This is a genomic window from Streptomyces turgidiscabies Car8 (assembly GCF_000331005.1).
GTDB classification, from domain to species: Bacteria; Actinomycetota; Actinomycetes; order Streptomycetales; family Streptomycetaceae; genus Streptomyces; species Streptomyces turgidiscabies.
On record NZ_AEJB01000377.1, the window covers coordinates 1 to 19,851 of the forward strand.

23 protein-coding genes are annotated in these 19,851 nt (G+C 56.0%); 3 read left to right on the forward strand and 20 right to left on the reverse strand.

Features of this window, described 5'->3' with window-relative positions:
* Positions 1-3 precede the first annotated feature (3 nt).
* Both STRTUCAR8_RS27990 and STRTUCAR8_RS27995 read right to left on the reverse strand, forming a co-directional pair.
* On the reverse strand, positions 4-843 hold the full coding sequence (locus tag STRTUCAR8_RS27990) for a glutamate ABC transporter substrate-binding protein (protein ID WP_006379455.1): 840 nt from the start codon (positions 841-843) through the stop codon (positions 4-6).
* Positions 844-993: 150 nt separating this feature from the next.
* Complete coding sequence (locus STRTUCAR8_RS27995) at positions 994-1,770, reverse strand: amino acid ABC transporter ATP-binding protein (RefSeq protein WP_006379478.1); 777 nt, start codon at positions 1,768-1,770, stop codon at positions 994-996.
* A 290-nt stretch (positions 1,771-2,060) separates the two neighbouring features.
* Between STRTUCAR8_RS27995 and STRTUCAR8_RS28000 the strand changes: the two genes are divergently transcribed.
* Both STRTUCAR8_RS28000 and STRTUCAR8_RS28005 read left to right on the forward strand, forming a co-directional pair.
* The gene (locus tag STRTUCAR8_RS28000) at positions 2,061-2,747 is read left to right on the forward strand and encodes a response regulator transcription factor (protein WP_044473009.1); all 687 of its coding nucleotides are present in this window, start codon (positions 2,061-2,063) and stop codon (positions 2,745-2,747) included.
* A 14-nt stretch (positions 2,748-2,761) separates the two neighbouring features.
* Positions 2,762-4,174, forward strand: coding sequence for a sensor histidine kinase (locus STRTUCAR8_RS28005; protein ID WP_006379458.1), 1,413 nt, complete (start codon positions 2,762-2,764; stop codon positions 4,172-4,174).
* Positions 4,175-4,183: 9 nt separating this feature from the next.
* Here STRTUCAR8_RS28005 and STRTUCAR8_RS28010 read toward each other — a convergent pair whose 3' ends face one another.
* Positions 4,184-5,179 (reverse strand): TAXI family TRAP transporter solute-binding subunit, encoded by a 996-nt coding sequence (locus STRTUCAR8_RS28010; protein ID WP_006379461.1) that lies wholly within the window; start codon positions 5,177-5,179, stop codon positions 4,184-4,186.
* Between the two features lie 118 nt (positions 5,180-5,297).
* On the opposite strand from STRTUCAR8_RS28010, the gene STRTUCAR8_RS28015 reads away from it, so the two are divergent.
* On the forward strand, positions 5,298-5,750 hold the full coding sequence (locus STRTUCAR8_RS28015) for a pyrophosphohydrolase domain-containing protein (RefSeq protein WP_006379477.1): 453 nt from the start codon (positions 5,298-5,300) through the stop codon (positions 5,748-5,750).
* 464 nt (positions 5,751-6,214) lie between these two features.
* Here the strand turns inward: STRTUCAR8_RS28015 and STRTUCAR8_RS52835 are convergent, their stop codons facing one another.
* From STRTUCAR8_RS52835 to STRTUCAR8_RS52880, 17 genes are all read right to left on the reverse strand, one after another.
* Entirely contained in the window at positions 6,215-6,646 is a 432-nt protein-coding gene (locus STRTUCAR8_RS52835) for a hypothetical protein (RefSeq protein WP_143666464.1), read from the reverse strand.
* A gap of 63 nt (positions 6,647-6,709) precedes the next feature.
* On the reverse strand, positions 6,710-7,300 hold the full coding sequence (locus STRTUCAR8_RS52840) for a hypothetical protein (RefSeq protein ID WP_143666465.1): 591 nt from the start codon (positions 7,298-7,300) through the stop codon (positions 6,710-6,712).
* Positions 7,301-7,419: 119 nt separating this feature from the next.
* Positions 7,420-8,151: a hypothetical protein gene (locus STRTUCAR8_RS52845; protein ID WP_143666466.1), complete on the reverse strand. Its 732-nt coding sequence runs from the start codon at positions 8,149-8,151 to the stop codon at positions 7,420-7,422.
* Between the two features lie 14 nt (positions 8,152-8,165).
* On the reverse strand, positions 8,166-9,350 hold the full coding sequence (locus STRTUCAR8_RS54550; RefSeq protein WP_234372639.1) for a hypothetical protein: 1,185 nt from the start codon (positions 9,348-9,350) through the stop codon (positions 8,166-8,168).
* The gene (locus STRTUCAR8_RS50300; protein WP_158697477.1) at positions 9,350-11,629 is read right to left on the reverse strand and encodes a phage tail tape measure protein; all 2,280 of its coding nucleotides are present in this window, start codon (positions 11,627-11,629) and stop codon (positions 9,350-9,352) included. The genes STRTUCAR8_RS54550 and STRTUCAR8_RS50300 overlap by 1 nt, the downstream gene beginning before the upstream one ends.
* A 306-nt stretch (positions 11,630-11,935) precedes the next feature.
* The gene (locus tag STRTUCAR8_RS28025) at positions 11,936-12,160 is read right to left on the reverse strand and encodes a hypothetical protein (RefSeq protein WP_044473010.1); all 225 of its coding nucleotides are present in this window, start codon (positions 12,158-12,160) and stop codon (positions 11,936-11,938) included.
* A gap of 401 nt (positions 12,161-12,561) precedes the next feature.
* Positions 12,562-12,966 (reverse strand): hypothetical protein, encoded by a 405-nt coding sequence (locus tag STRTUCAR8_RS52850; protein WP_143666467.1) that lies wholly within the window; start codon positions 12,964-12,966, stop codon positions 12,562-12,564.
* A 2-nt stretch (positions 12,967-12,968) separates the two neighbouring features.
* Entirely contained in the window at positions 12,969-13,352 is a 384-nt protein-coding gene (locus STRTUCAR8_RS52855; protein WP_143666468.1) for a hypothetical protein, read from the reverse strand.
* Positions 13,352-13,663, reverse strand: a complete 312-nt coding sequence (locus tag STRTUCAR8_RS52860) for a hypothetical protein (protein ID WP_143666469.1) — start codon at positions 13,661-13,663, stop codon at positions 13,352-13,354. The genes STRTUCAR8_RS52855 and STRTUCAR8_RS52860 overlap by 1 nt, the downstream gene beginning before the upstream one ends.
* Positions 13,664-13,674: 11 nt before the next feature.
* A complete protein-coding gene (locus tag STRTUCAR8_RS50305) occupies positions 13,675-15,183 on the reverse strand; it encodes an HK97 family phage prohead protease (protein ID WP_078507342.1) in 1,509 nt (502 codons plus the stop codon).
* Complete coding sequence (locus STRTUCAR8_RS50310; protein WP_078507343.1) at positions 15,180-16,349, reverse strand: phage portal protein; 1,170 nt, start codon at positions 16,347-16,349, stop codon at positions 15,180-15,182. Before STRTUCAR8_RS50310 ends, STRTUCAR8_RS50305 begins: the two co-directional genes overlap by 4 nt.
* Before the next feature lie 39 nt (positions 16,350-16,388).
* A complete protein-coding gene (locus tag STRTUCAR8_RS50315; protein ID WP_158697478.1) occupies positions 16,389-17,813 on the reverse strand; it encodes a terminase large subunit domain-containing protein in 1,425 nt (474 codons plus the stop codon).
* A gap of 14 nt (positions 17,814-17,827) precedes the next feature.
* Positions 17,828-18,061, reverse strand: coding sequence for a hypothetical protein (locus tag STRTUCAR8_RS52865; RefSeq protein WP_143666470.1), 234 nt, complete (start codon positions 18,059-18,061; stop codon positions 17,828-17,830).
* A 106-nt stretch (positions 18,062-18,167) separates the two neighbouring features.
* Positions 18,168-18,425: an HNH endonuclease gene (locus STRTUCAR8_RS55835; protein ID WP_078507345.1), complete on the reverse strand. Its 258-nt coding sequence runs from the start codon at positions 18,423-18,425 to the stop codon at positions 18,168-18,170.
* A gap of 181 nt (positions 18,426-18,606) precedes the next feature.
* Positions 18,607-18,792 carry a hypothetical protein gene (locus tag STRTUCAR8_RS52870; RefSeq protein WP_143666471.1) on the reverse strand — a complete coding sequence of 62 codons (186 nt, stop codon included), beginning with the start codon at positions 18,790-18,792 and terminating at the stop codon, positions 18,607-18,609.
* Positions 18,789-18,986 carry a hypothetical protein gene (locus STRTUCAR8_RS52875; RefSeq protein WP_143666472.1) on the reverse strand — a complete coding sequence of 66 codons (198 nt, stop codon included), beginning with the start codon at positions 18,984-18,986 and terminating at the stop codon, positions 18,789-18,791. The genes STRTUCAR8_RS52870 and STRTUCAR8_RS52875 overlap by 4 nt, the downstream gene beginning before the upstream one ends.
* Positions 18,987-19,062: 76 nt before the next feature.
* Positions 19,063-19,653, reverse strand: coding sequence for a hypothetical protein (locus STRTUCAR8_RS52880; RefSeq protein WP_143666473.1), 591 nt, complete (start codon positions 19,651-19,653; stop codon positions 19,063-19,065).
* Positions 19,654-19,851 lie beyond the last annotated feature (198 nt).

The window sequence follows — 19,851 nt, forward strand, 5'->3', positions numbered from 1 at the left end:
GTGCTAGCTGACGATGTCGCCGATCTTCGGAGCCTGCTCGTTCTTGTAGCCGGCCGGACCGAAGTTCTTGTCGACCGCGGTCTGCCAGGCGCCGTCGCTGACCATCTTCTCCAGCGCGGTGTTGATCTTGTTCACGGTCGCGGTGTCGCCCTTCTTGACGCCGACGCCGTAGTTCTCGTTGCTGAGCTTGAGGCCCGCCAGCTTGAACTGACCCTTGTACTTGTCCTGGGCGGCGAAGCCCGCGAGGATCGAGTCGTCCGTGGTCACCGCGTCGACGGCACCGCTCTGCAGGGCGGCGATGCACTCCGAGTAGCCCGAGTTCTCACGCAGGTTGGCCTTCGGGGCGATCGTGTCCTTGATGTTCTGCGCCGAGGTGGAGCCGGTCACGGAGCAGAGGTTCTTGCCGTTGAGGTCCGTGCCCTTGGCGATCTTGGAGTCCGCCTTGACGAGCAGGTCCTGGTGGGCGAGGAGGTAGGGGCCGGCGAAGTCGACCTTCGCCTTGCGCTTGTCGTTGATCGAGTACGAGGCGGCGATGAACTTCACGTCGCCACGGGCGAGCGCGGTCTCGCGGTCGGCGCTCTTGGTCTCGACCCACTCGATCTTGTCGGGCGCGTAGCCGAGTTGCTTGGCCACGTACGTCGCCACGTCCACGTCGAAGCCGGAGAAGGAGCCGTCCGGCTCCTTCAGGCCGATACCGGGCTGGTCGAACTTGATGCCGACCTTGATCTTGTCGCCGCCGCCGGAGCCGCTGTCACCCTTGTCGTCGTCGCCTCCACAGGCCGTCGCCGTGAGGGCGAGGACGAGGGCTGCGGCGGTCGCGGCGGTGACCTTGCGAAGCTTCATGGTGAACATCCTTTGAGTGGTGAAGTGAATACGGGCTGTCACGAGCGGGTGCCGCAGTTCGTCCGTGTTCCGGAGGCCGCCGATGAGGCGGATTCCTTCACTGCTGCGGGAAGCGACGGGGAAGGGGCGGCTGCGGGAAGTGCCGTGGGATCAGTGATGCAGGATCTTGGACAGGAAGTCCTTGGCGCGGTCGCTGCGCGGGTTGCTGAAGAACTGGTCCGGCACAGCCTCTTCGACGATGCGGCCGTCCGCCATGAACACCACTCGGTTCGCAGCCGAACGGGCGAACCCCATTTCGTGGGTGACGACGATCATGGTCATGCCCTCGCGGGCGAGCTGCTGCATGACCTCCAGGACCTCGTTGATCATCTCCGGGTCGAGAGCCGACGTCGGCTCGTCGAAGAGCATGACCTTGGGGTCCATGGCCAGGGCTCGCGCGATGGCGACACGCTGCTGCTGACCGCCGGAGAGCTGAGCGGGGTACTTGTCCGCCTGCGTGGCCACGCCCACCCGGTCGAGCAGGGCGCGGGCCTTCTCCTCGGCCGCCTTCTTGTCGGCCTTGCGGACCTTGATCTGGCCCAGCATCACGTTCTCGAGCACCGTCTTGTGCGCGAAGAGATTGAAGGACTGGAAGACCATGCCGACGTCGGCCCGCAGCCGGGCCAGCGCCTTGCCCTCCTGGGGCAGCGGCTTGCCGTCGATCGAGATGGCTCCCGAATCGATGGTCTCCAGACGGTTGATGGCGCGGCACAGAGTGGACTTACCGGACCCGGAGGGTCCGATGACCACGACCACCTCGCCGCGGGCGATGGTCAGGTCGATGTCCTGCAGAACATGCAAGGCGCCGAAGTGCTTGTTGACGCTCTTCAGGACGACCAGATCGCCGGTCGCGGGTACGGCGTCCTTGGCCATCGATACTTCGGTCATCGCTTACTGGCTCCGTCCACCTCGGTTTCGGAGGACAGTAGTGACCACGTGAGAGCAGCGTCATTACATCTGAGGGGAACTTGAGCATAACGATCTGATGTCAGGTCAACACACTTTGTAGCGCCCCCCGAAAGAGGTGTACCGGCTGGATAACGGAGCGGTCCGAAGCCGGAACCATGCACGCGCGCGCGTGTGTCCCCATGGTGTACTCCGCTGGGGCACCGCATGTGGTGTACAAGTCGAAACGGCACCGCCGGCGAAGCGAAGCCGATGAACCGAAAGGGGTCGCGATGAGACTGCTCCTCGTCGAGGACGACAACCATGTCGCCGCCGCGCTCTCCGCGGTCCTGGCGCGCCACGGCTTCGCCGTCACCCACGCCCGCAGCGGCGAGGAGGCCCTCCAGGCACTCGTCCCGGAAGGCAACGGTTTCGGCGTGGTGCTGCTCGACCTGGGCCTGCCCGACCAGGACGGGTACGAGGTGTGCGGCAAGATCCGCAAGCGCACCAACACCCCCGTGATCATGGTCACCGCGCGCTCCGACATCCGCTCCCGCATCCACGGCCTCAACCTCGGTGCCGACGACTACGTGGTGAAGCCGTACGACACCGGGGAGTTGCTCGCCCGGATCCACGCCGTCAGCCGGCGCAACATCCACGAGGACACCGCCGACGCAGCCGAGAACGCGCTGCTCCTGGGCTCGCTGCGGCTCGAACTGTCCACCCGGCAGGTCCTCGTGGACGGTTCGGTCGTCCAGCTGACCCGCAAGGAGTTCGATCTGCTCGCCCTTCTCGCGCAGCGTCCCGGAGTGGTGTTCCGCCGCGAGCAGATCATCAGCGAGGTCTGGCGCACCAGCTGGGAGGGGACCGGCCGCACCCTGGAGGTGCATGTCGCTTCCCTGCGCGCCAAGTTGCGCATGCCGGCGCTGATCGAGACCGTCCGCGGCGTGGGCTACCGGCTCGTCGCCCCGGCGCAGTAGCCGGGACGGAACGGGTGCGCACACGTCTCCTCCCCCTGCTCATCGTCCTGATGGCGGCCGTTCTGCTCGCGCTCGGCATCCCGCTCGCCGTCAGCGTGGCCGGCGCGCAGCAGCAGACGGTCGTCGTCGACCGGATCGACGACACCGCGCGCTTCGCGGCGCTCGCCCAGTTCGTCACCGACCGGCCCACCGGGTCCCGGGTCAAGGACGCGGCCACCGACGAGCGCGGCGAGACCCTGCAGCGCGAACTCGAGAGCTACTACGACGTCTACGGCATCCGGGCCGGTGTCTTCTACCGCAACGACGCTCCCATGGCCAACGCGCCCGCCGACTGGTACCTGCCGGAAACGGGCGAGGTGCGTGACGCGTTCGCCGAAGCGCTCCTGTCCCGCCGCAGCCACGATCCCGAACAGGTCTGGCCCTGGCAGCGGAACCGTCTTGTCGTCGCGTCGCCGGTCATCCGGGACGGCGACGTCGTGGCCGTCGTGGTCACCGACTCGCCCACCGGGCAGATGCGTTCGCGGACGCTCCACGGCTGGCTCATCGTCGGCGCCGGCGAGATCGCCGCGATGCTGCTCGCGGTAGGAGCCGCGCTGCGCCTCACCGGCTGGGTGCTCAAACCCGTACGTGTGCTCGACGCCACCACGCACCACATCGCGACCGGCAGTCTGAAGTCCCGGGTCGCGGTGGCCGGCGGGCCGCCGGAACTCAGACGGCTGGCCCGGTCGTTCAACGAGATGGCGGACAACGTCGAGGACGTGCTGGAGCAGCAGCGTGCCTTCGTCGCCGACGCCTCGCACCAGTTGCGCAACCCGCTCTCGGCGCTGCTGCTGCGGATCGAACTGCTCGCACTCGAACTGCCGGAGGGAAACGAGGAGATCGCCTCGGTCCAGACCGAGGGCAAGCGCCTGGCCGAGGTCCTGGACGACCTCCTCGACCTGGCGCTGGCCGAGCACGCGGAGGCGGACCTCGCACTCACCGACATCGGCGCGCTGACCGCCGAACGCGTCGCTGCCTGGGCCCCGCTCGCCGAGGCCAAGGGCGTACGCCTGGTCGGCGACTGTCCGGCCACCACCGCGTGGGCCGACCCGGTCACGCTGTCCAGCGCCCTGGACGCGGTGATCGACAACGCGGTGAAGTTCACGCCCGAGGACGAGTGCGTACAGGTGTCGGTGGCGTCGAACGGCGCGACCTCGACCGTCGTGGTCACCGACGGCGGCCCGGGCCTCACCGACGACGAGCTCGTCCGTATCGGCGACCGCTTCTGGCGCAGCGGCCGGCACCAGAACGTGAAGGGCTCGGGCCTCGGCCTGTCCATCTCCCGGGTCCTGCTGGCAGCGGGCGGCGGCACGATCTCGTACGACCATCACGAGCCGCACGGACTGAGAGTGACGGTGCGGGTGCCGAGGTCGGGCCCGGCGTCCTGAGGGACAGGCCTACGGTTTGACCGAGCGGTAGTAGCGCCGGGCGCCCTCGTGCAGGGCCAGCGGGTCGGTGTAGATGGCGGTCCGCAGGTCCACGAGCTGCGCCGAGTGGACGTGGGCGCCGATGCGGTCCCGGCTGTTGATCACCGACCGGGTCAGCCATTCGGTGAGCTTCGGATCCACGTCCTCGCGTGTCATGAGCAGGTTGGACACCGCGAGCGTCGGCACGGTCGCGCCGTCCTGGATGGAGGGGTAGGCCGACTCGGGCATGTTGGTGGCCCGGTAGTTGCGGGAGGCTCCGCCCTGTTCGTGCAGCTTGGTGACCAGGGCCGCGTCGATCGGGACGAAGCGGAAGGCAAAGGTCTTCGCCAGCTGCACCAGACCGTTGGTGGGCAGTCCGCCCGACCAGAAGAAGGCGTCGATCTGGCCTCGCTGGAGCCGCCCGGGCCCGGTGCTGATGCCGTCGGCGAAGGGAGTGATGTCCTTGGCGGGGTCGAGGCCGGCGGCGGTGAGTATCTTGTCGGCGATCAGCCGTACGCCCGAGCTCTCCGGCCCTATGGAGACGCGCTTGCCCCGCAGATCCGCCACGGTGCTGATCTTCGAGTCACGCGGCACGACGAGCTGCATGTAGTCGTCGTACAGACGTGCGACCCCGCGCAGTCTGTCGGCCCCGGGCCGCCGTTGCAGCTTGTACGTCTCCACGGCGTCGGCCGCCGCGATGGTGAAGTCCGCCCTGCCCGTGGCCACACGTCTGACGTTCTCCTGGGACCCCTCGCTGGTCAGCATCCGCACGTCGAGGTTCGGCATGTCCTTCGCGAAGGCCGAACGGAGCTCCGAACCGTACTGCTGGTAGACGCCGGCAGGTGCCCCGGTGCTGAACGTGATCGTCCCGCCCGGGGGTGCCTCGTCCAGCGGCAGCAGCCACCACAGCAGCAGCCCGAAGACCACGAGACCGGCGGCCGAGCCCATGAGGGCGTGTCGCCTGCGGATCCGGAGCACCTTGAACATGGGCGAGATCCTGCCAGTACGGGACCTGTGCTGGCCAGGAACAAGAGGCAATGGGCGGCTGCGGTACGACGATCCGATCCGCCCCCGTGAGCCCTCGTGAGATCGCTAGAGTCGCCGCATGTGCCCCGGTACCTCTGCCTCCGCCACTCCCTCCGGCCCTCCCTCGGCCGCCGCCTCGCCCGTCGACCTCGTCCGGGAATTCCATCTCGCCTTCGGCCTCGACACCCGCAGTACGCCTGCCGAGGTCTCCCCGCAGCTCGCGGCGCACCGGGGTGAGCTGCTCGCGGAAGAGGCCGCGGAGGTCGCCGAGGTGTCGGTCACCGGCCCGCTGGACCGGCTGGCGCACGAGCTGGCCGACATCGTGTACGTGGCGTACGGCACAGCGCTGGTCCACGGCATCGACCTCGACGCCGTGATCGCGGAGATCCACCGGGCCAACATGACGAAGCTGGGCCCCGACGGCCTGGTCGCCCGCAGGGCCGACGGCAAGGTCCTCAAAGGCGACCACTACCGGGCCCCGGACGTCGGAGCCGTCCTGCGCCGCCAGGGCTGGACGGAGGGCGAGCGGTAACCCGTACGGCCCTGCTTCACGCACCGCCTACCCTTGTCGCATGAGCAGCGGTGACCGGAGTCGGGCAGTGGACGTCAAGACATACGAAGTGCGCACCTACGGGTGCCAGATGAACCCGTAGAGATACGCACTAACCTGAACCTACAGGTTCATCCTACCACAGCCTGTTATTCCTAATGACTGGCGGTAATTGCCAGCGTAATAGAGGCACAACCAGAAGAACCCCCGACCGTTTGGTTAGGGGTTCTTCTGCATTTAAGGAGAGGAAATGTGGTCTTACTTAAAGAGGGCAATGACGATAGCCGCAAGCGTACCCAGTCCAATAAGGAACGGGATGATGCGCCCTAGGTCGTTCTCTTCTAGCCTTCTAAGTCTTGCTTCATGGTCTGCCGTAACAGTCAGAACAGCATCTAGCTTAGTTTCAATGCGGGTCAAGGCAATAACTACCTCATGGTCTTCATTCATCAGGGGATGTCCTCCAGACCCGCAATGCGAAGGTTCACATAGTCTCCGGATACCGCCTTGTCGCCAAGAGAGGTGCGTCTTAGCCAGAAGTGTCTTACCTGTCCGGCATTCAATGTACCGATGGACAAGGTAGAGACCCACCCGGTTGTAACCGTTGGAGCTGTTGTGTCATTGGCAATGGTTCCACTGTTGTATGAGGCGACAGCCGCCGCAGATGCTCCATTGGTAGCAAGAGCGACAGTGGCACCCCCCGAAAGTTGGTTGATGATAGAGGCTGTGATGCCTGTTACCTGATAGGCGCCGTCGTTGTAAATGAGCAAGCATCGATATTCAACCCTGTGTGCATCCGCCTCAGCAGTACTAATGCTGTCGTAGAAACCGTTTGTAAATGCTGAGGGTGCTGTGTTTGATGCGTAGCCGCCAAGGCTCACCGAGGTAGGTGAGCCTAGAGAGCTAGCGCTAGAACTTCTTACTTGTAGTGACATGCTTCCTCCTTATGCGAACCACTTGTAGGTGAGCTTGAGGACTGGCCTGTCAGAGCCAGAGCGAACAAACCCGCCGTAGTAGTCCAATGAATTAGATGGACCGGGACCGAACACAAAACCCTTAGAGGTTCCGGCTACGAATTCCTGTCCGATGGTGTTAGAAACATCAATGGTCTTTGTTCCTGTACCGCTGAAGTCAGAACGGAAGCGGTCATCATTTACACCTGAGCTAGACCAAGAGGTAGGTGCAGATGTCTTGTTGTGTGTACCGATAACGGCTGTTCCACCTGCGTTGTAGTACCACTGAGCCGCAGTAAGGACTAGCTTTGCATCGGTCACTGTTGCACCTGATGGAAAACCAGATACAGAGAAGCCGCAAAGGCTCTTCTGGTTACCATTCGTAGAGCTGTAGTACCCCTGCATCAAGTTTGATGTGTAGGTATTCACAGAGCCGTTTGACTTATAGCTCTGACCAAAGGTGGCATTGAATGTCTTGGTAGCTGTATGCCAAGAACCGGCCGGGGTTGGTGCGGCAACATTCCAAGTCAAATTGATGTCTGTACGAATAGTGCCAGGACTGTAAGGGTTATCCTCTGGCATCCAATTAGCGCCATCCCAGAAGTGAGGGACACGAGCGACCCAAGCTGAGCCATCCCATACACGAACCCAAGTAGCGTCCACCCAAGCTGAGCCATTCCATACGAGCATTGACATTTACATCACGCCCACTGGTCTGCAAAGCCTAGAGGTGCAATGGCGATAGCGGCATTACCGATGGACGGCATATTTGTTGCTGATGCTGCGATGATGGTTGCCTGAAAATTAAAGTTGGTTGTACCTGAATTGATAGTGATGTAGAAAGTCTTACCCCAGTTCTCATAGAACGGCACATATGAGCCGTTTGAAGAACCGTAATAGCTCAGACCCATAAGGCTAGAGCCAAGCATTGTAACTGTGTCCCCGGTAGTCACACCCGACCAAGCACAACGAATACGGATGTCTGAACTGGTCGATGGCATGGTGACAGTGCTTCCGTAAGAAACGGCTACCTTCAAAGCCCGCCCGGTTGTGTTGTTGAAAGCGACCGTAGAGCCATGGTTAACGTAGGTGTTGTTAACACCCGTGATAGCTGCTGACGCACCTGATACAGAGCCATGTACAGGGGCAGGAAGGCTCTGTGAAGGCATAACCCATAGCTGACCAGTCTGAGGGTTGCTAGGGGCCGTAGGGCTAACCGTGGCCACACCTCCAAGAGGCACCCAAACATCAGTGTTATCCCTTGCCATGGTGAGACCCGTATCAACTACGTAAGCGGCCTTTACCTCGGTTGGCAAAGAGGCTAGGTCTGTACTTGTATCTACCTTCACAATGACCTGGTTCATGAGATAGTCGTTAACGTCGTCTGCGGTCAATACTTCGTAGTCCGCAAACGTCTTTTGCATATTAGGCATTTCCAAATTCCTCCTTAAGAGACGTCAAGCAAGTCAAGGGTGACTAGCCATGCGTCCGGTGTAATGTCGTGTTCAATAGCCAGAACACGGAATGGCTTGTTGATGGTTACAGCCTCGCTGTTGTATTCGATGTTGACTAGGTCGAATAGCTCTAGGCCGGAAACCTGGTCAACGTGCTCGGTTGCATTCCATCTAATGCTGTCTACGCGTAGCTCTGGTGCATCGAATTCATCAAGCACCACCGCCGCGTATTCTTCTACGTCATCCTCGGTAGCAAAGTTGGTAGTTAGTTCTGTCTGTCGAGAACCCCAAGTAGCTACAGAGGTCTTATTGGCAAAGGGTCCGTAGACCGTTTCAACGCTGGTGTAATTCATTTCTTCGTCGATACCCCGGGTGAGGTTTCTAACGAAGATGTCGTTAACCATGATGCTGTCGTCATAGGTAACCCCGAACCCATCAACGAGGTAATAGGCCGCTAGAGGGTCCTCCTCGTGCTCTGTGTCATAGAAGTTGATGACAGGTTCCGAGGTAGGCAAAGAGCCGTTCCCGTAAGCCTTGACTACGTTCCCCTTGTCCACAAAGACCGAGCCAAGCTCAGTGTTCTGAGCAAGCATCAGATGGTTAACGAGGGTGCTTTCATAGTTGTTGTCGGCAAGGCTTGATGTTCCACCTGTCACGGTGTAGTCAATGCCATGCTTGGCTAGTAGGTCTTCTACACGCTCGGCAAAGGTTCCTGCTACGACACCCGCCCGGTTAATGTTCGCTAGGTCCTTAACACGGTCAACCGCATAAAGGGTTACCGTTGACTTCTTGTCGGCAGAATAGGACACAAGGACACGGGAGATAGTTCCTGTGTACTGCGTTACCCATTCGGCATCTACAAGGGACTGTAGGCGAATAGGAACACCCATCTTGATGTATGGGTTGTTATTGGGGTCTAGGTTTCCGTCATAGACCCTTGCCTCTAGCGTTCCTACTTCAACCTCGGTATCAATACTGTCGCCACGCTTAGAGCCGCGCTGAATTGAAATGCTGGTTGTGTCACCGAGGATGTCTAGCCATTCAGTGTTTGGTTCATAATTCTCTGCCTCAGCCGCACCACCTAGCTTGTAGGCGTTTAGCTGAGACAGTGTCAGAACAAAGATATCTGGCTTAGCGGTCTGAACTTGCAACTTAAGGTTGTCGATAAGGTCAGTCATTAGCGCACCCCATTCGCACGCTGGTAAGCCTTGAGAGCCTTATCAACCTCACGACCGATGGCAATAGGGTCAGAACCAACCCCGGCATTGATGGTGATGTTTACTGAGCCCCCGCCAAAACCGGCTGTACCGGCCGTAGCAGGCTCTAGAGAGAGACGCGCACCGAAGTTATCCGTCACGGTCTTACCAAGCTCTACAGTGGCCTTTCTGACTGCCTGTGTCTTCTCAAGACCAAGAGCCAGACCCTTAACGGTGAACTGGCCAATTTCCTTGAAGACAGTAGATGGTGAATGAATGCCCAAGAGGTTCTTGGCGCCATCAATGGCACCCTTCACAACGCTCTTGGCAGCGGATACCGCAGCACCCGCCATAGCCCTAATACCGCTTACGAGACCCTGGATAACGTTCTTGCCCGCGCTGTATAGCCAAGAACCCGCACCTGAAAGAGCACCGAGGACACTGCTCTTGACGCCTCTTACCTTGCTTACAAGGCCGACAATGGCATTGGCAACGATGGTCTTGATGCCGGACCATGCGCTTGAAAGAAAGCTCTTGACAGCATTCCAAGCGCCGTTCCAAGTGCTCTTGATGCTGTTAAGGCCAGAAGAGATGTAACCCTTGACTGCATTGATAGCACCAGAGATGAAGCTCTTGATGGCGTTCCAGACGCCAGTAGCCAGACCCTTAATAGCATTCCAGGCGACAGACCAAAGGGTCTTAATGACCGTAAGGTAAGCCCGGAAGTAGCCCTTAATTTCCAACCATACGAGCTTCACATAGTTCGAAATAGCCTTCCAAACGCCCTGGAAGATGTTCTTAATTCCTTGCCAAACCTTGCCCCAGTCACCTGAGATAAGACCAGTAACAACCTGGATAATTCCTCTGATGACCTGCATTGCGCCTTCAATGATGCCCTTGATGTAACCGAAGGCTTGTGTAACGAACGCAATGATGGTTGCGCCATGGTTGTTCCAGAAGGAAACAATGGCACTTAGAGCCGCCGAGATAAGTTCCTTGATGGCTTCAAAGACAGGTCCGGTTGTGGCCTTTAGCCATTCCCAAACCTTCTGAACACCGGCGCGGAAAGTCTCGCTCTTGGCATAGGCGACCGCAAAAGCAGCCACAAGCAAAGCGATACCGGCAATGACCAAGCCAACAGGGTTAGCAGCAAGAGCGGCATTCCAAGCCCAAGTAGCACCAGCGAGGATGCCTAGAGCAACGGCCAGAAGACCGGCACCTAGAGCCAGAGGCTTTAGCCAGTCCTGGTTCTTGCCAACCCAACCGATGGTCTTTTCAAGGGCCGGTAGAACGTTCTGAGAGAGGAAGTCAACTACACCTTGCTGCAACTTGCGCTTGAAGATATCGAGCTTAGCCGCCGCATTATCGCGGAGCTTATTGCCCATATCATCAGCAGCGCCGCCGACCTTACCTAGGGCAGATACAGCCTTTGATGGGTCAAGCGCTAGAAGCGCCTTTTGCATGTCCTCAGACTTAGTACCGAACAGAGCAAGCGCCGTAGCGTTTCTCTCGGCAGGGTTCTTGATGGCACGTAGACCGTCGAATACTTGGTCTAGAGCCTTCTTAGCCTTAGGGCCACCCTCGGCAAAGACAGTCTGCATTTCCTTGCCGTTAAGACCAACCTTCTTGAAGGCGGTCTCAACCTTCTCTCCTCCACCCTGCGCAATGAGGGTGAATTCCTTAAGGCTGTCTGCGACAACGTCAGTATCACGAGCACCCGCCTTCATGCCCTGGCTCAAAAGACCAGTGGCATCAGCGGCGCTAAGACCCATCTGACGGAACTGTGTTGAATATTCGTTGAACGTATCTAGCAAGTCATCTGCTCTAGGTCCCATTGTCTGGAACCCACGGGTGATGACGTCAAAGGCCTCATCAGCATTCTTGGCTAGACCGGTCTTCATAAGCTGACCGACAGCATTAGTAGCCTGCCCTAGGTCAACCTCAAAGGTGTTAGCTAGGTCGAGAGCCTTACGAGAAACGCTCTGAATTTGAGCAACAGAGGCGTTAGGCGGGAAGAGACCCGCAGACATTGTCTGACGGATACCATCAGCAGCTTGCTGAAAGTCGTTAGCTACACCATTGGCATAGAGCTTTCCAGCCGCCTTACCAACCTTGTCGGCAACAGCCGGGGTTGCCCCTAGCTGAGCCTCTAGACGTGCCTTAATTTTGCCCTGTTCCATGGCCTCACCGAGACCCGCAACAAGGGTTGCACCAATGGCAGCACCGGCGCCTAGAGCAGCCGGACCGGCCAACTGACGCATGCTTGAAAGAGCACTAGACACGTGCGTTCTAGCGCTTGTAGCAATACCACGAAGACTGTTGCTTGTGGTTTGTGCGGCATTCCTGATGCCGCTGGTTAGGTTTCTCGTGTTAGCCAACACGGAAACGGTGATGTTATTTCTTGCCATGTATGTTGCGCAGTTACTTAATGAGCTTCTGCCTCTTCGCCTCCTTCAAAAATGCGTCACGTTCTCTAATGGTCATGTTGTCGTATTCGCTTGGTGCGATACGGAGCAAGAGGCAAAGGTTAGCCTTTTGCCTCAGCTCATCATCTTCATCAGGGGAGGTTACTTCTCCCCATTCTGGTTTGGGTCTAGGTCAAGTACCTCACCGAGGTCTCTAAGTGATGCGTTCTCGGCATCCTCTAGAGAGAACTTTCCGTCACGGTTCTTGAATACCCAGAACATGTAATAAAGGGCGTCCTCTTGGTCTAGGTCCGCAATGCCCTTTCCTGCTGTCTTGCGGATAAGCCTCATCTCCTTGAAGGTGAGGTCTTCTGATGTGTACTTCATTTTCGCTCCTTAAACGAATTAGTTATTTAGATGGAACTGAGCGATAAGCCTGTTTAGCTCCCGCTCAATTTCTGTGACCGAACGAGCTTCGTTCTGGTCTAGGGCCTTATTCATAAAATGCTTGGCCTCAATGTTGTGATAGTTGCCGTAGTTCTGGACCCCGGCATAAGGCACCCGACCCGAGCCGGCTCGGACCGTTGCTTTGCTCTTAGCTTTAGAAGGCTTAATAGAAGCGGCAAGGCGTCCGGACAACTTAGGAACTAGGCCATGGGCACTACGGTCGATAGACCCCGCAATTCGCTGGAAGGCGTTTTGCAAGTCCGATGCCTTAGCTGAAAAGCCCTCTAGGCTTTCCACCACATGACCCAAGCCCTCTAGTGTTACCCGAACGCCTGCCATAATTACGCGGTCACCTTTGTTGGCTCGGCTGTGCAGTCGAGACGGAAGTCAAAAGTAAAGGTCTCGTTAGCCGTACCACCAACAGGTGGCTTGGAGCCGACCTTTACGCTTCCCGTAAAGTGTGGCTGTGAAGATGAAGCGCTCGCATTTCCATGCGGAGCGAATACGTAAGTAACCTCATCACCAGTGTTGTCCCATAGGTAAGACCAGAATGACGCTGTGTCGGTGCTCTGGACGGCAGAACCATCAAAGAACCACTGAACAGCACCACCAGCCGCAGCGTCCGCAAAGGTCGTTACGTCTCCATCGGCCTCTTCATTCTGAAGTGTTACTTCAGCAACATCAGCCATGTATTCAGTGTCTGCAACCTTGAGGGAAAGGGCCTTACCCTTAATGCGTGTTGACATATTTATGAACCTCCTAGTTCAATTTCAATAGATAGGGTCACCCGAACACCCAACACGGCCTCTTGGCCTTCAATGCTGAATGAATAGGGCTGGATATCCTCGTAGTCCCAGTCAGAGAGACTGTCCTCAAGGACGGTAATAATTTCCGGTAGAAGTGCGTCTAGGGCTTCATCAACAGCCGGGCTGCTTTCAGGGCCTATTAGAAATGTCACGTCGTAGGAAATAAGTTTCTTGCCAAAGGTGTCTCCTCTAGCAATAAAAGACAGTCCTCGGGTTACCGCAACAACAGGCGGGTCAATAGTTCCGGAGACTGCAAAAGTCACGTTGAAGCCAGCAGCGTTGAAGGCTTCGGCAATTTCGGTGCGTAGTTCTTTTAGGGTTGCCATCAGATACCCACCACCATGTAAGCCTTAAGTAGTGGATAAGCGCCCTGCATAGGGTCTCTAGCAAGGCGGATAGGGCTATTGTCCTCACCAAACTGAGCAATACCCATTGGGGTCTTTCTCATTTGATAGAGGGCCGCTCCGCAAATTAGAGCGGCCCTATCCATGATGGACTGTGGAACTACTTGCGTTGCGACAAAGTTGGAGACGAGCGTTACCGCCTCATCCCAACACTGTTCAATATAAGCATCATCGGTGACTACGTAAGTAGCCTCATTACCAGTGACGTACTTCTTGAAGTCTGTCCAGTCCATCAATTGACACCTCAGACAAGGTCAACGTCAACCTTTACGACAGACTTGACGTTGGTGATACCAACAGCCATGTAGCCGTAAAGAGAGAAGTCCTTAGAGAGGTTGATGATGTTCTCATCATCAAGACGGAATGGAGCACCCGCGCTTTCCCAAACCTTGAGAGCATCACTAGAAGCGATGTAGCAAGAATTAGCAGCAAGACCAGGGTCAACCACAAGAGGCAGACCGAAGATAGAACCCTTACGGGCACGTCCGGCAGAACCGATGGTGTTTGAACCATCGCCGTTCACCTCAAGAAGAGGACGACCTGAGCTGTCAGCCATAACGGCTACACGCTTAAAGACATCCTTTGAAACCAAGATGAATTCAGCCTCAGAGCCAAAGCCGTTGTCGTGAATAAGACCAGCACCGTCAACCACAAGGCCAACCCAACCGGCTCCGGTGTCGGCCGCAAGCGTTGCAGTCTGGTAGCCAGAACCAGCAACAAGAGCCGCACGAACAGCAGCGTTAGTGGCCTTTGCGTACTGGCGAACCATGTGCTCAAAAGCAGTAGAAAGAAGAGGGGTTCCAGAGCGCTCAATAGCCTGTCGTGAAAGACTGGTGTATCCACCGTAAGTCTTTACTGGGGCAGTAGCGTCATCTAGAACAACCTCAAGGTAACCAAGGTCATCACCTTCAGCAGCCTGAACAGCAACAGTACCGGTAGCCGCAGAAAGGGTTAGGTATTCAACGCTGTTTCCGGATGCTGGTAGAGCCTCCTTTGAGAAGAGGTTCAGGGTGTCACGGTTCTCGTTAGCAAGACGGATATTAGAAGCAACCCAAGCAGGCTGAACATTACCGTCAGTCGTTGTCATTCCTGAGAATGCACGGTTGTAGTGCTCTACCTTTTCCTTGGTAGAACCATCACGTAGACCCTTAATGAATTCACCCGCAGAACGGATGTCAAGGGTTGCGTTAGCAGGCTTAGCCTCTGAAATTGTGGCCATCCTGCGCTCCAAGTCAGTTACAGCGTCTCTTAGTTCTGCAACCTCCGGAGCATTAGTGTCGTTAGACATATGTGTCTCCTTGATAGATGTGGTGTCAGCGTTGCGAACAAGCGCGACGTCTGCATTTGTGTAAGCAGGAAAGGCAACAACGGAAACTTCCTTCAGTTCGGCCTTTGTGCGTACGAATACGTTGTCTTCTTCGCGGGTCTCAACCGGAATGAAGCCAACGGAAAACTTGTTTAGTGCACCATCACGGAGCAAGGTATAAACCTCGTCTCCCTTTGGTGTCTTAGAGATGCGAGCCTTGATAACAAAGCCCTTGTCGGTGTCTTCTGTCTTCTCTACAACCCCAATGAGGTCTCTGTGTTCTGAGAAGAGCTTTACGTCTGTTGGTTCACCGAAAGCCCCCGGCTCAAAGCGTTCATAGATACCGCCTAGGTCGATAGTCTCGCCGTATGGAACGGCAATGCCTTCTACTGTTCGGTCTTCCTGTACGCTCCTAACCTCGAATGAACGTGTTTCAATTCCTGTCATAGTGTTTTTGTGGTGTCCTCCTTAGGGGTTGGTTCGTCAATAGGTGGCAAGCCTTCCTCTGCTCGAACCTCGTTGACCGTCTTGATGCCCTTATCAATGGCGATAGCGTGGGTTTCATAACGGGTCTTCTGGTCGGCCCTTAGAAGAGCCTCAACCTTGAACCTGACTGACTGCCCGCGTGGAATGAGGTCTGTAAGAGCTTCCTCAATAACCTTGATGTAGGCAGACAAGGTGTCACGGATAAAGTCCGTGTTCGCCTCAGAGAGGTTCTGGTAAGTCATGCTGTTTCCATTAACCTCAGCCAAGAGCTTTGCAGCAGGCACACCAAACAGACGAGCAATAGAGGTTACGTTGAACTGCTGTACCTCAAGGAATTGTGCGTCTCTTGGAGCGAGAACCATTGGCTTGTAGTCGAGACCATGAGACAGAACCTTGGTCTTATAGCCCTGTCGTCTGTCATCCCACTGTTCGGCGTACTGCTCATGCATGCCCGGTGGCAATGGCTGGTCTGTACGCAGGATGCCGTTAGGGATGCCGCTCTCACGGAACCAGTTACCGGCATAGCTTTGGGTATCTACAACGCCTGTTAGCTCTGTCTGAGCCTGCTGAATAGGTCCTAGTCCGTATTCGTAACCAGGAAGCTCAAACAAGCGAAGATGCTTAATTTGCCAGTCCTCGAAACGGTAAGTTCCTCGCTCATCAAAGTAGCCGTAAGAACGCTTACCTGTCTCAAGGTCAATTTCAATAGTGACGTTGTGAGCGTTAAGAACCTGGATGTTCTCTACGATGCCACTAGCGTTTGGCTCTGAGCGATACAGACGCCAATAGGCATTGCCTGAGGTTGCTAGGGATACCGTTGTCTGCTTCATGAATGAAGACTGAGACAGATGGTAGTTAGGTCGCTCAATGAGAGAGGCAACCTTACGACCAGGGTTAGCAACCTCAGAGCCGTTGCGCCAAACACCTACAGGCAATTGACCCATGTAAGTGCTGAGAATGGAGACAGCACGAAAGACGGCACTAATACGCAATGCGTCGTCAGCCGTAACAGTCGTGATGTAGTCAGGGCGAACAGGGGCACTAAGTGCACGCTTTTCTAGCGCTGATACACCATCATTTCGCTTAAAGAGCCTGTTCCAGAAACCCTTTCCATTAGAAGTTTTCATGTTAAGACTATTGTAGCACACATTGTATTAGGGTGCGGCCTACATCATCCTTACTTCGCTTTCTGTTGCGGCAATGTAGATAGCCATGATGGTTGCCATTACCCCGTCAATTTCTACCGTTCCTCCCTTGCGGGTAACAGCCCATGTTTCACCAATGTTCTTACGCATAGCCTTAGGCATCTGATAAGTCACAAGCGGGTCATGGTCGTGCACTACCTTCCCTTGAGCAAGCAAGGCATAGGAGGTAGCCGCCGCATTCATCATGTCACCAGCCTTGAGAACCTTCACCGGATAACCGTGCTGCTTTAGCTGGTCTCCCAAGTCTCTTAGCATGTGACCATCAAGAACAAAGCTGATAGGTGCATGCTTCCAAAGAAGCTGACAGAGCCTTAGCAGCCCTTCTCGGGAAGGCTTTACCAGGGTTGCCACTGTCTCTACATAGATGACGTCACCTACCTTTGCAGCCGCCCGGACATAGGCGTATTCCCAAGAGGCAGTACGGTCAATGAAGAACGAAACCCTTGCTCCGGCAGGGATGGAGCCAGTAGGAGCATGACGCCAGAACGTCATAGGCAACCAAGAGCCCTCAGAGGTGACGAACTGGTTAAGCACAAAGCGTCTGTTCTTGTGCTCTGGCTCGCTCCTGGTGTCGTCAATGACCCGCTGTACGGGAATGGCTCCACAAGCAACAGTCGGGTTGGCAGCCTTAATGGCCTCTGGGTCGTCCGTAGACGCTCCCTCAGGTGCTTCCCATAGGAAGAACCCGAACCGCTCGTAACGAGGGTCTCCAGTAGCCGCCTGTCGCCCTGTCTCGTAGAGCGCGTGCAGTAGCTCGCTGTTCTCGTCACCGGCCGTTGTGATGCCACAGACCACTGCCTGTGCCTTTGAGCGCATGCCGTTGACTACTGCGTTCCACATCTCAGGAGGACAGATGTGAACCTCATCAAAGAGGCAGAGGTCAATTGGGATGCCCTGTAGAGCCTCTTCCTTGGCAGGCTTGACCTTGTAGATACCAGAGCCGTCAGTCTTCTGAATTCCTCGGGTACCGGTCGCCTTAATGCCCTTACCTAGCCGAGCATTGCTATTGATGGCGTACTTCACACGGTCATAGATGATGTTCGCTCCCTCAAGCGTGTGAGCAAGAGAGAGAACGACCGGGCCCTTAGCCATCATGACAAGGCCATAAAAGCCAAGGATGGAACCTAGGAGGCTCTTACCGTTCTGCCGACCAAGGCTTGTGACTAGCTGTCGATAGCGGAGCTTTCCTCTTAGCTCAACAACTGGCCAGTCATCCGGGTACAGCTCAAGGACGTGTCTTAGCCACCATTTTTGCCAGTCATAGAGCTTGACTAGCTTTCCGGTGTCAGGAACCCTCCAATACTTCTCAACAACCCTGATGAGCCTGTCACCATCAGTCGGGAAGTCTTCTGTTCCATTGAGAGAAGGGGTGTAAAGGGTCGGCATCCAAAGTGGAGCCGTCATTCCCTTGGCGCCAAGTCCTCATCATCTAGGTCGTCTTCAGTGACAGGCTTTGAAGTACGCAAATAGCGGAACGTCTTATTGAATTCCGCAGCAAGGCTAGCCGTGACGTTCTTGTCTAGTGCTTCAGCTAGCTTTTCAAGGGCAGTGATAGCCGGTGCATCGGCCTCCTGGTCCAACCATTCGGCAGCATCAAGAAATAGCCTGACGCTCTGTGTAAATGTGTTGCTCATTGTGTTTTAAGTGCCTCCTTAGGGCGTAAGTTTTCACCACCTCGTGTAAAAAAGTTGACTGGGGGCGGGGTCGTTTAGCGCGTTCTCAGAAAAAACGGGGTCGTTGTCAGGCGAACCACCGTGGGTTTAGCCAATTCTTCCTTGTCAATACAGTGTCGGACTTTTTGTTGTTGCAATTCTTACAAGCAGCAACGAGGTTGTCTACGTCGTCTGTTCCTCCTTGTGACTTAGGGATGACATGGTCTGCTTCAGTTGCTTCAACAGTGCACCCCTCAAGCTGTAGTACACAGGTGTATTCATCACGCTTGAGGACGAGCAACCTATTGGCTTTATAGTTGCTCGTCCTTGCGCTGTACTTGCTCACAGTGCGTAATACTGCCTAACAAGATAGATGCCATCACCGTTCGTCATTGGGTCACCATTGTCATCTCTAGCGATGATGGAGAACGTGACACCTAGTGTGTCTACTGTTACTGCTACTACATCTGCACGAGGGATACCCGCCGCATTACAGATGTCGGTTACTGCTACCTCTACTTCTACATTCACTGTGTTACCTCCTTCTTAGTTCTTGTCTGTCTTGGTGTAACTACCTTTAGCTCACGCTGGAAGTACCAAGTGGTACCGATAACGTGAATGAGGTTCCATCCCTCTGTACCTAGGGCGTTAAGCTCTGGCTCTGTTAGAAGCCTGCCTAGGCTTGATGTAAGGCGCTTGTATTCGTATCTCATGTTGTCTCCTTGTTTGGTGTGAACTTCATTCCTGAACCATCAACCCCGGTGAATTCGAGCCATCCATCATTGCGTACAAAGCGGATAACCCCCGGTCGTAGCTCAATGCGCTTAACCTCATCATCTGACTGACCAAAGACCAGGCAGAGCTTTTCCATGACTACCATTAGCTGGTTCATGTCCTTTGTTTCCATTACTTCTCCATCTCCAATAGTGTGTGTGTTAGTGCGTATGCCCATAGCATGGCAAGGATGAGCAGTAGTCCGAATGTCATGCTGCCACCTCGTAGCCGAAGCCAAGGCGGCTGTAGAACGCTTCCATAAGCGTCTCAGGCTCTTCTAGCTTGTGTACGTGTCTTAGGTCTTCTGACTTGTACTGGCCTTGCTCAAAGCCTCTTGTGGCTTCTCTCCATCCTTGGATGTAGACGTAAGGCTTGAAGCTCAACACCCGGCCGTTTTCTGCCTCAAAGTCGATGTAGGTCTTCACATTGAGAGCGTTATCTCTTACATCCTTGCGGAACACCTTCAAAGGGTTGGCAGGACTATTGACCCTACGTACCTCTAGGAACCACATAATTTCTGGGAGCTTGTAGCGGTTGTCTTCTACGTAGTAGCTCCAATTGCTTAGGTCAAAGGTAGGTAGGCCTAGTGCTTTCACTACCGCCATTTCTGCCATAACGCCTAGAGCGTCTTGGTCGGCTCCCATGACCCGGAAAGTCTTTCCAGCGTATTCGGGGTTATCTGCGTTGCCCCTAATAACCTTCTGATAGTGCGTACGCTGTTGTCCCACTACCTTGCATTGGTTCTTCTCATCCTGCGTGACCGGTACCTTAAGCCAGCCTTCTTGTGTCATTTCAAACATGTCATCTATTCCTTGTTGTTTTATTCAGGCTCATTCCTTTGCCTGTATTTCTATTATAAAGGAATATCTATTAGCGCGCTTGAAGAAAAGCCTCCAGTTAGTAGTGCCTTTAATTCTGTTACATAAACGTGACAATGAGAAAGGGGCCTAAAGCTCAGTGCCTTAGGCCCCCAACAAGGGAATATGTTTCGATGACTA